Source organism: Streptomyces longispororuber (genome assembly GCF_014656095.1).
Taxonomy (GTDB): domain Bacteria; phylum Actinomycetota; class Actinomycetes; order Streptomycetales; family Streptomycetaceae; genus Streptomyces; species Streptomyces longispororuber.
The window spans coordinates 1-11,412 of record NZ_BNBT01000206.1 but is presented as its reverse complement, the minus strand read 5'-3'; the positions used below and the strand labels follow the sequence as shown (position 1 = coordinate 11,412).

5 protein-coding genes are annotated in these 11,412 nt (G+C 74.2%); 3 read left to right on the top strand and 2 right to left on the bottom strand.

The features are described from left to right. Positions 1–176 precede the first annotated feature (176 nt). The 3 genes from IE330_RS35455 (at position 177) to IE330_RS35445 (ending at position 6,291) form a co-directional block, all read left to right on the top strand. Entirely contained in the window at positions 177–2,249 is a 2,073-nt protein-coding gene (locus IE330_RS35455) for an ABC transporter ATP-binding protein (RefSeq protein ID WP_229926154.1), read from the top strand. Positions 2,250–2,689: 440 nt separating this feature from the next. Beyond that, positions 2,690–4,360: a M4 family metallopeptidase gene (locus tag IE330_RS35450; protein ID WP_190140292.1), complete on the top strand. Its 1,671-nt coding sequence runs from the start codon at positions 2,690–2,692 to the stop codon at positions 4,358–4,360. Between the two features lie 284 nt (positions 4,361–4,644). Beyond that, a complete protein-coding gene (locus tag IE330_RS35445; protein ID WP_190140291.1) occupies positions 4,645–6,291 on the top strand; it encodes a M4 family metallopeptidase in 1,647 nt (548 codons plus the stop codon). 87 nt (positions 6,292–6,378) lie between these two features. On the opposite strand, the gene glgP is transcribed toward IE330_RS35445, so the two are convergent. Both glgP and IE330_RS35435 read right to left on the bottom strand, forming a co-directional pair. Then, the gene (gene glgP, locus IE330_RS35440; protein ID WP_190140290.1) at positions 6,379–9,090 is read right to left on the bottom strand and encodes an alpha-glucan family phosphorylase; all 2,712 of its coding nucleotides are present in this window, start codon (positions 9,088–9,090) and stop codon (positions 6,379–6,381) included. 163 nt (positions 9,091–9,253) lie between these two features. Next, the coding region (locus tag IE330_RS35435; protein ID WP_190140289.1) for a serine/threonine-protein kinase at positions 9,254–11,412 on the bottom strand (2,159 nt) is incomplete at its 5' end.

Below are 11,412 nucleotides of genomic sequence, written 5' to 3'. Positions count from 1 at the left end.
CCGACGGCGGCCGGGGCGCCTCCGACGGCCCCGGAAGCGGGTCCGGCCCGGGCGGCCTGTGCACGCCGGACGACCCGGGTGCCCCGGACGACCCGGGTGCCCCGGACGGCCCGGGCACCCCGGACGGCCCCGGCGGTCCGGACACGCCCGGTGGCCCGGACCCGGCGGCCCGGCCGGTGGATGGCGCCCGCGCACACGCGAACGGGGCCTACGCGAACGCGAACGACCCCCTCGCAAAGGGGAACGACACCAGTGACAGCGACAGCGACAGGAACAGGGGCAGCCACAGCGGCAACGACAGCAACGGCGACAGCGGCAGCGTCGGCAACAGGGACAGGGGCAGCAGCAGCGACGGCAACAGGGACAGCGACAGCGGCAGCAACGGCGACGGCGACAGGGACAGCGACGGCGGCAGCCACAGCGGCAACGACGTCGACAACGACGACAGCGGTGACGCCTTCGACCGGGACACGCTGCCCACCCCGCCCGGCGCGACGCGCAACCTGCTGCGGTCGCTGCTCGCGCCCCGCCGCGGCCGGGTCGCGCTCGCCGCGGTGCTGCTCCTGCTCCAGCAGGCCGTCGTGCAGGCGGGCCCGCTGCTCGTCGCGTACGCGATCGACAAGGCCGTGCCCGCCGTGCGCGCGGGCGACCACGGCCCGCTGATCGCCGTGGGCGTCGGGTACGCGCTGTGCGCGGCGGTGGCCGGCGCGCTCCAGTACGCGTTCATCGTGGCCTCGGCGCGGGTCAACCAGGACGTGCTGCTCGACCTGCGCGGGCGGATCTTCCGGCACGCGCAGGCGCTGAGCGTGGACTTCCACGAGCGGTACACGTCCGGGCGGCTCATCTCCCGCTCCACCACGGACGTGGAGTCGCTGCGCGAACTGCTCAGCGAGGGGCTCCAGGAGCTGCTCACGGTCGTCCTGTCGTTCGTGTACATCGCGGCGATGCTGCTCTGGCTGGACCTCGGCCTCGGCGGCCTGGCCGTGGCCTCCTTCGTGCCGCTGTACCTGCTGATCCGGCTCTTCCAGCGCCGCGCGGGCAAGGTGTACCGGGTGCGGTCCACGGCCGTCGCCGCGCTGATCGTGAAGTTCACGGAGACGATGAACGGCATCCGCCCGGTGCGCGCGTTCCGCCGGGAGCGGGCCAACGACGAGCGCTTCGAGGAGCTGAACCGCCGCCACGAGCGCGTGAACGGCGACGCGATCCTGGAGATGGCCCGGTACGTGGTGGGCTCGCGGCTCGTGGCGAACACGGCGGTCGCGGGGATCGTGCTGTGGGGCGCGTACCGCGTCGCGGAGGGCACCCTCGCGCTCGGCGTGCTGGCCGCGGCCGTGCTGTACCTGCGCCGCCTGTACGACCCGATCGACCGGCTCGGGATGTTCCTCAACTCCTACCAGTCGGCGGCGGCCTCGCTGGAGAAGATCGCGGGCCTGCTCGCGCAGCGGCCCTCGGTGCCCGAGCCGGCGCCGGAGGCGGCGCGGCCGCTGCCGCCGGCGGGTTCGGCGCAGCCGGGCCGCACGGTGGAGTTCGAGGGGGTGCGGTTCGCGTACCGGACGGGCGGGGAGGTGCTGCCGCGCTTCGACCTGACGCTGCCGGCCGGGCAGACGGTCGCCGTGGTCGGCTCCACGGGCGCGGGCAAGTCGACGCTGGCCAAGCTCCTCGCCCGGTTCTACGACCCCACCGAGGGCCGCGTCCTGCTCGACGGGGTGGACCTGCGCGAGCTGGGGACGGCGGAGCTGCGGCGCGGCGTCGTGATGGTGACGCAGGAGGCGTTCCTGTTCTCGGGCACGGTCGCGGAGAACATCGCGCTCGGCCGCCCGGACGCCACCCGGGAGGAGATCGAGCACGCCGCGAAGGCGATCGGCGCTCACGACTTCATCGCCTCCCTGCCGGACGGCTACGACACGGACGTGCGCAAGCGGGGCGGGCGCATCTCGGCCGGGCAGCGCCAGCTCGTCGCCTTCGCCCGGGCGCTGCTCGCCGACCCGGCCGTGCTGATCCTGGACGAGGCCACCAGCTCCCTGGACATCCCCGGCGAGCGGGCCGTGCAGCGCGCGATGGACACGGTGCTGCGGGGCCGCACGGCGGTGGTGATCGCGCACCGCCTGTCCACGGTGGAGATCGCCGACCGGGTCCTGGTGATGGAGCACGGCCGCGTCGTCGAGGACGGCACCCCCGCCGAACTCGTCGCGGCCACGGGCCCCTTCGCGGACCTCCACCGCGCCTGGCGCGACAGCGTGGTGGGCTGACCGGGGCCGGGGGCCGGTCCGCCTCCCGGTAGGCGCGGCCTCCAGGGGCCGGGGCGGTCGCGGGCCGAGTCCCGCGGAGGGGCCCCGGCCCGGCCGAGATGTGCCCGCCGCGGCGGGCCGGGCCGGCGGTGGGCCGTGCCTGCCCAACCACCGCTCGACGAGCAGTCTTTGCGCCCGCATACCGGACGCCCGAACCCACGCACCGGACGTATTCCAGCCAAAGTACGCCAACGGAATGACATGTACCTGTCTCGAATGGCACTCTTCCCCTCATCAGTCGCACAGGGGCTCACGCACCGGCGGCTCCCGCGCGCGGCGCGTCCACCCAGGCGGCGCGGCGTGCGGCACGCACCACGTACTGCCCTGCTCTGCCCGGCCGGTCACTCGCCGCCGGGTCGCCTCAGGCCGCGCACCCCGCGGTCGCGCAGAAGGAGTCCGTGTTGAGCACATCCCCCACACCCCGCAGACGCTCCACCCGTACGCGCGCCACCGCCATCGGCGCCGTCACCGCGGCCGCCGCGCTGCTCGGCGTCACCGTCCAGGCCACGTCCGCCTCGGCCGGGCCGGCCCCCGCCGCCAGCCGGGTGGACAGCGGGTCCCTGCCCCAGAAGCTCTCCCCGTCGCAGCGGGCCGAGCTGATACGCGAGGCGGACGCCGCGACGTCCGCCACCGCGAGGACGCTGAACCTCGGCGCCCAGGAGAAGCTCGTCGTCCGCGACGTCGCCAAGGACCGCGACGGCACCACCCACACCCGCTACGAGCGCACCTACGCCGGCCTCCCGGTGCTCGGCGGCGACCTGATCGTCGCCACGGACAAGGCGGGAGAGGTCAAGGACGTCAACCGCGCCTCGAAGGCCCGGCTCACGGGCGTCCGCACGGCGGCCCAGGTCAAGGCCGCCGCCGCCGAGAAGCAGGCGCTGCGCGCCTCGAAGGCGGAGGGCTCCACGAAGCTCGAGGCCGCCAAGGAGCCGCGCAAGGTCGTCTGGCTGGTCAACAGCGCGCCGCGGCTCGCCTACGAGACCGTGGTCGGCGGTCTGCAGAAGGACGGCACGCCGAACGAGCTGCACGTGGTCACCGACGCCGTCACCGGCAAGAAGCTCGGCGAGTGGCAGGCCGTCCACCAGGGCACCGGCAACACCCAGTACAGCGGCCAGGTCACGCTCACCACGCAGCAGTCGGGCTCGCAGTACACGCTGACCGACACCGCGCGCGGCAACCACCAGACGCGCAACCTCAACCGCTCCACGTCCGGCTCGGGCACCCTGTTCTCCGGCCCGGACGACGTCTGGGGCAACGGCCAGCCCACCAACCTGGAGACCGCGGGCGCCGACGCGCACTACGGCGCGGCGCTGACCTGGGACTACTACAAGGGCGTGCACGGCCGCAACGGCATCAGGAACGACGGCCGCGGCGCCTCCTCGCGGGTGCACTACGGCAACAACTACGTCAACGCCTTCTGGCAGGACTCCTGCTTCTGCATGACGTACGGCGACGGCTCGGGCAACCGCAAGCCGCTCACCTCCATCGACGTGGCCGCCCACGAGATGACCCACGGCGTCACCGCCGCCACCGGCAACATGCAGTACCGGGGCGAGCCGGGCGGTCTGAACGAGGCCACCAGCGACATCTTCGCCGCGGCCGTCGAGTTCAACGCCAAGAACCCCAGCGACGTCGGCGACTACCTGGTCGGCGAGAAGATCGACATCCGGGGCAACGGCACGCCGCTGCGCTACATGGACAAGCCCTCCAAGGACGGCTCGTCGCTCGACTACTGGTCCAGCCGGGCCGGCAGCGTCGACGTCCACTACTCCTCGGGCATCGCCAACCACTTCTTCTACCTGCTGAGCGAGGGCAGCGGCCAGAAGACCATCAACGGCGTCACGTACGACTCGCCGACGTATGACAACAAGCCCGTGACCGGAATCGGCATCGACAAGGCCGCCAAGATCTGGTTCAGGGCCCTCACCACGAAGTTCAACACGACCACCAACTACGCGGCGGCGCGCACCGGCACGCTGGCCGCGGCGGGCGAGCTGTACGGCACGTCCAGCCCCGAGTACACCGCCGTCGCCAACGCCTGGGCGGCCGTGAACGTCGGCACCCGCCCCTAGGGCGGCGCACGGACGCCGCTCCGGAAGAGCCCTGCTCCCACCACCCTTCCGGAGCGGTGCCCCGGGCGCCCGGTGACCGGCTCGGGGCGTTCAAGCACTGTTCGCATGACGGACCTTGACCATCGGCCAACGAACACGATCTGGCCAACATTGAATCAAGGTCATGACATGTACCTGGCTCAAATGGCACGCTGCTCCCACACGGCACAACAGTTCTCCCGCACAGCACCAGTTCGGCCCGGGTGGTCCCCCATGCCACCCGGGCCTCCACACAAGGAGCATGCGTGACCCCCCACATAGCGAAGAAGCGTTCCACGCTGGCCATCGCCACCGCCGTCGCCGCCGGAGCGCTGCTCGCCACCGGACTGACCACCGGTGCCTCCGCCCAGACGGACCTCGACAGATCCGCCGCCGTGGCCGTGCCCGCCGCCGCGCCCGCCCCGCTGACCGCCACCGCCCGCGCCGGCCTCCTCCAGGACGCCCAGGGCAAGGCCTCCGGCACCGCCGACCGCATCGGCCTCGGCGCCAAGGAGAAGCTCGTCGTCCGCGACATCGTCAAGGACCGCGACGGCACCACCCACACCCGCTACGAGCGCACCTACGCCGGCCTGCCCGTCCTCGGCGGCGACCTGGTCGTGCACACCGCGAAGGACGGCTCCCTCAAAGGCGTCAGCAAGGCCACCAAGGCCACCATCAAGGTCCCCTCCACCGACGCCGAGCTGGCCCCGAAGGCCGTCGCCAAGGCCGCCAAGTCGACCGCCGCGACGTCCGGCGACACCCTCAAGGCCGACCCGCGCGCACCGCGCAAGGTCATCTGGGCCGCCGAGGGCAAGCCGACCCTCGCGTACGAGACGGTCGTCACCGGCGTGCAGAAGGACGGCACGCCGAGCGAGCTGCACGTCGTCACGGACGCCGCCACCGGTGAGAAGCTCTTCCAGCACCAGGCCGTCGAGAACGGCAAGGGTCACAGCCAGTACAGCGGCGACGTCGAGGTCGGCTCCGTCAAGAGCGGCAGCACCTACCAGCTCACCGACTCCCAGCGCGGCAACCACAAGACGTACGACCTGAACCACGGCTCCAGCGGCGGCAAGCTGTACACCGACGCCGACGACGTCTGGGGCACCGGCAAGCCCACCAACACCCAGACCGCCGCCGTCGACGCCGCCTACGGCGCGGGCCTGACCTGGGACTACTACAAGTCCGTGCACGGCCGCAGCGGCATCCGCGGCGACGGCAAGGGCGCCACGTCCCGCGTGCACTACGGCGACAACTACGTCAACGCCTTCTGGCAGGACTCCTGCTTCTGCATGACGTACGGCGACGGCGAGGGCAACGCCAAGCCGCTCACCTCCATCGACGTGGCCGCCCACGAGATGACCCACGGCGTCACCGCGGCCACCGGCAACATGGAGTACAGCGGTGAGTCCGGCGGTCTGAACGAGGCCACCAGCGACATCTTCGCCGCGGCCGTCGAGTTCAAGGCGGCCAACGCCAAGGACCAGGGCGACTACCTCATCGGCGAGAAGATCGACATCAACGGCGACGGCTCCCCGCTGCGGTACATGGACAAGCCCTCCAAGGACGGCGCCTCGCTGGACTACTGGAGCAGCAACGCCGCGAACGTGGACGTCCACTACTCGTCCGGCATCGCCAACCACTTCTTCTACCTGCTGAGCGAGGGCAGCGGGAAGAAGACCATCAACGGCGTCACGTACGACAGCCCGACCAAGGACGGCTCCAAGGTCACCGGCATCGGGCGGGCGAAGGCCGAGAAGATCTGGTTCAAGGCCCTCACCACGTACTTCACGTCCACGACGAACTACGCGCAGGCGCGCAAGGACACGCTCAAGGCCGCGGCCGACCTCTACGGGGCCAACTCCGCGGAGCAGAAGGCTGTCGCTGCCGCGTGGAAGGGCGTGAACGTCAAGTAACGCGCCCCCTTTGAGCCGGGCGGCATCCAGGGTGCAGATCCCCTGGGTGCCGCCCGCACCATGTGTATGACCTCGGGGCGCTCCTGTTCAGCGCATCAAAACGCCTGCCGCCTCCCCCGTCGTCTCCGTCGGGAGGGCCACCAGGCCCAGTTCCGTGCTGTCGGACAGGAGGCGGTGGGCGGGCAGGACGCGGACCGTGTAGCCGAAGGGGCCGGTGCGGTCCAGGGTCAGCGGGCCCTCGTACAGCAGGGCGCCCTCGGCGTCCGGCCCGCTCGTGGGCTTCAGCGGCACCGGCGTGGCGTCCGTGATGTGGTCCTCCGGGTCGACGCGGCCCGCCAGCGCCTGCACCTCGACGTCGTCCGGCGTCAGCTCCCCCAGCCGTACGCGCACCCGCAGCGCGACCGTGGCGCCCAGCTCGGCGGTGGTGCCCAGAGCGGCCGTCGCGACCGTCGCGGCCGTCGCGGCCGTCTCCACGTGGTCGACCGCGACGCGCGGCCAGGCGGCGCGCACCCGGCTCTTCCACGCGGCGAGCGCGGTGGCGGCGTCCGCGTCGAGCATCCGGTGGGCGCGCGCGGCCGGGGCGTACAGGCGCTCCACGTACTCGCGGACCATGCGCCCGGCCAGGACCTTCGGGCCGAGCCGGGTCAGGGTGCGCCGCACCATCTCGATCCACCGGTCGGGCAGGCCCTCGGGGCCGTGCTCGTAGAAGCGCGGCGCCACCCGCCGCTCCAGGAGGTCGTACAGGGCCGCCGCCTCCAGGTCGTCGCGGCGGTGCTCGTCGGTGGCGGCGCCGTCGGCCGTGGGGATGGCCCAGCCGAAGTCCGGCTCGAACCACTCGTCCCACCAGCCGTCCAGGACCGACAGGTTGAGGCAGCCGTTCAGGGCCGCCTTCATGCCGGAGGTGCCGCACGCCTCCAGGGGCCGCAGCGGGTTGTTCAGCCACACGTCGCAGCCCGCGTACAGCTTGCGCGCCATCGCCATGCCGTAGTCCGGCAGGAACACGACGCGGTGGCGGACGCGCGGGTCGTCGGTGAAGCGCACCAGGTCCTGGATGAGCCGCTTGCCGCCGTCGTCGGCCGGGTGCGCCTTGCCCGCGACGACGATCTGCACCGGCCGGTCCGGGTGCGTGAGCAGCTCCATCAGCCGGTCCCGGTCGCGCAGCATCAGCGTCAGGCGCTTGTACGCGGGGACGCGGCGGGCGAAGCCGATGGTGAGGACGTCCGGGTCGAGGACCTCGTCGATCCAGCCCAGCTCGGCGGTGGCGGCGCCGCGCTGCCGCCAGGACACGTGCAGCCGGCGGCGCACCTCGTACACGAGCTGGGCGCGCAGCTCGCGGCGGAGCAGCCAGATGTCGCCGTCCGGGATGCCCGCGACGGCGTCCCAGCGCTCGTCGTCGCCGACGGACAGCGCCTGGTCGGTACGGCCCGCGCCGATCCGGCCCGCGCCGCACCGGAACACCTCCGGGGCCACCCAGGTCGGCGCGTGCACGCCGTTGGTGACGGAGGTGATCGGCACCTCCTCGGGGTCGAAGCCGGGCCACAGGCCCTGGAACATCTCCCGGCTGACCCTGCCGTGCAGCGTGGAGACGCCGTTGGCGCCCCGGGCCAGGCGCAGCCCCATGACGGCCATGTTGAACAGGTTGGGCTCGCCGCCGGGGTAGGTCTCCATGCCGAGGCGCAGTATCAGCTCCACGTCGATGTGCGGCAGTTCCGCCTCGGGCCCGAAGTGGTGCGCGACCAGCTCGCGGTCGAAGCGGTCGATGCCGGCGGGCACGGGCGTGTGGGTGGTGAAGACGGTGCCGGCGCGCACCGCCTCCAGGGCGGCGTCGAAGGCGAGTCCGCCCTGCACCCGTTCGTGGACGCGCTCCAGGCCGAGGAAGCCCGCGTGGCCCTCGTTGGTGTGGAAGACCTCGGGCTCGGGGTGCCCGGTGAGCCGGCAGTAGGCGCGCACGGCCCGGACGCCGCCGATGCCGAGCAGCATCTCCTGGAGCAGCCGGTGCTCGCTGCCGCCGCCGTAGAGCCGGTCGGTGACCTCGCGGGCGCCGGGGTCGTTCTCCTCGACGTCCGAGTCGAGCAGGAGCAGCGGTACGCGGCCGACCTGCGCCTGCCAGACGTGGGCGCGCAGGGCGCGGTGGCCGGGCAGCGCGAGGCGCACCAGGGCGGGTGTGCCGTCGGGTTCGCGCAGCAGGGTCAGGGGCAGCTCGTTCGGGTCGAGCACGGGGTAGTGCTCCTGCTGCCAGCCGTCGCGGGTGAGGGACTGGCGGAAGTAGCCGTGCCGGTAGAGCAGGCCGACGCCGATGAGGGGCACGCCGAGGTCGCTGGCCGCCTTCAGGTGGTCGCCCGCGAGGATGCCGAGGCCCCCGGAGTACTGCGGCAGGGCGGCGGTGATGCCGAACTCGGGCGAGAAGTAGGCGACGGCGGCCGGGAGGGCGCCGTCGGACGCCGCACTGCGGCTATCCCGCCGCTCCCGCCCCTCCGGGTGCTCCTGGCGGTCCTGGCGGTCCTGGTGCTCCTGGTACCAGCGCGGGCCGGTGACGTAGGCGCGCAGGTCGGCGGCGCACTCGCCGAGGCGGCGCACGAAGTCGTCGTCGGCGGCGAGTTCGGCCAGGCGCGCGGGCGGCACGGAGCCGAGCAGCCGCACCGGGTCCCCGTCCGCGTCCCACAGGACGGGGTCGACGTCACGGAACAGGTCGCGGGTCGCGGCGTGCCAGGACCAGCGCAGGTTGCGGGCGAGTTCGGCGAGCGGGGCGAGGGGGGCGGGCAGGACGGGACGTACGGTGAAACGACGGATGGCTTTCACGGCGGCACCTCTGTCGGAGGACGTACGTGACGCATCGACGGTAGGGGGTGGCGCGGCTCGCCACCACGGGGCGCGCGTCCGCCCGCCCGGAGCCACGGCCGCGGCGGCGCGCCCCGGGCTCCGGGCCCCCGGGACGGCCGACCCGGGGGGAGCGCGCGGCCGGTCAGGGCGCGTAGCCGGAGATCACCGTGCCGTCGGAGGTGGTGGTGAAGACGGCGCCGCCGACGTACAGCGGACGGCTGAAGCGGGCCCACCCGGGGATCCGCTCGGCGGAGGGGTCCGAGGGGACGGTCTTGCTGCGCAGGGTGTCGACGTCGCCGTCGAGGCGCAGGCCGCGCAGCTCGGCGTCGCCCGTGGACAGCACCCGGTCGTCCGCGAGGGCCAGGGAGTTGAGGCCCGTCGGGGCGCCGTAGCGCCAGAGCCGCTTGCCGGTGCGCCAGTCGTAGCCGCTCAGGTGGTGGTCGACGGTGGGGTCGTCGTTGCCGCTCGCCACGACGAGGACGCCCGCCGCGCCGACCACGGGCCGGGGCCCGGAGACCGTCACGCCGGGCGCGAGGACGCGCCGGGTCCGCAGCGTCACGGGGTCGAGATCGCGCAGGCCCGGCTTCCCGTCCTGCCAGCACAGCACCGCGTCGGCGGAGCGCAGCAGGAGCTGGCCGCAGTCCACCGCGACCCGCCGGGCGACCTCCCCGGTCCGGGCGTCGAGGCGTACGACACCGCCCTCCTCCAGGGCGGTGAAGACCCGCCCGCCGCTCACCACCAGGGACGCGGACGTCTTGGGCAGGGCCTTGGACCGCCACAGCTCGCGGCCGTCGGCGGCGGAGCGGGCGCGGATCACGGCGCTGCCGGGCGGGTCGTTCGGGCCGTACGGGCCGAGGCGGAGCTCGGCGACGTAGAGGACGCCCCGCGCGTAGGCCATGGCGAGCACGCCCGACTCGTCGGCGGCCCGCTGCTGCCAGCGGCGGGCGCCGGTGGCGACGTCGACCTTGGTGACGCCGAGTTCGCTCGGCACGTAGACGGCGCGGCCGTCGGCGTCGGCCTCGGGGGCGACCGTGTGCAGGCCGATGAGGTCCCCCTCGGCGCCGTCGAAGCCGCGGCTCGTCCACCGGTGGCGGCCGGTCGCCGCGTCGAAGGCGGCGGCCGCGCCCTTGCCGTCGCGGCACACCAGGGTGGTGCGGGCCAGGACGCAGCCGTCGCCCATGGTGTCCAGGGCCTTGGGCCGGCGCGCGGTCCAGGGCTTCCAGCCCTCGGGCCGGGCGCTGGCGCGGGTGCCGTCGCGGCCGTGGTCGCCGCCGCGGAGGGCGTTGCCGTGCTGGGTGACGACGCGCGGGCCGCCGCCGCGCGCGGAGCCCGCTCCGGAGCCCGCGGGGGAGCCGCTGCCGCCACCGCCGGAGGCCGCACCGCCGGTACGGCCGCCACCGGCCTCGCCCCTGGCCTCCTTGGCGCCGTCCCCGAGCCCCGGCAGGAGCAGGGCCGCGACGGTCACCGCCCCGGCGGCGAGCGCGGCGGCGGCGATCCACACCGGGCGGCGGCGGGCGGGGCGGGACCAGGGCGGGGCGGCGGCCGGCCGCGCGGCCGGGGACGGCGGCCAGGTGCCCAAAAGCGGCGGCGCCGCGGGGGACGGTGTCGGCGCGCGAGGGGCGGGCGGCGGTGCGGGCGGGCGCGGGATGCTTCCCGGGCCACCGGTCACCGTGTCGGCCGCCGCGAACTCCTGCCCCAGCACGTCCTGTTCGCAGCGCCGGACGGCCTCGCGGTGCTCGGCGAACAGCGACAGGACCTCGGCGGGCCACGGCACCTCGCGCCCGTGGCCGCCCAGGCGTCCGGCCAGCTCGGGGGCCGTCGGCCGGTCCTCGGGCGTGGGCGCGAGGCAGGCGGCCACGGCCTCGCGCAGCCCGTCGTCCTCGGGCACCCCGGACAGGTCCGCGTCGCCCTGGGTGATGCGGAAGATGACGGAGGCGATCTCCTGGTCGTCGAAGGGCCCGCGCCCGCAGGCCGCGTACGCGAGCACGGCGCCGAGCGCGAACACGTCGGACGCGGGCACCACGGCGTGGCTGCCCAGGAGTTGCTCGGGCGCCATGAAGCCGGGTGTGCCGACGACCATGCCGGCCGTGGTCAGGGCCGTGGCGTCGAAGGCCTGCGCGATGCCGAAGTCGATGAGCCGGGGCCCGTCGGGCGTGAGCAGCACGTTGCCGGGCTTGAGGTCGCGGTGCAGGACCTGGGCGAGGTGCACGGCGCCGAGGGCGTCCGCGAGCCGGGCGCCGAGGGCGCGCACCGCGGCCACGGCCAGCGGGCCGCACCGCCGCACGGCCTGGCCGAGCGCGG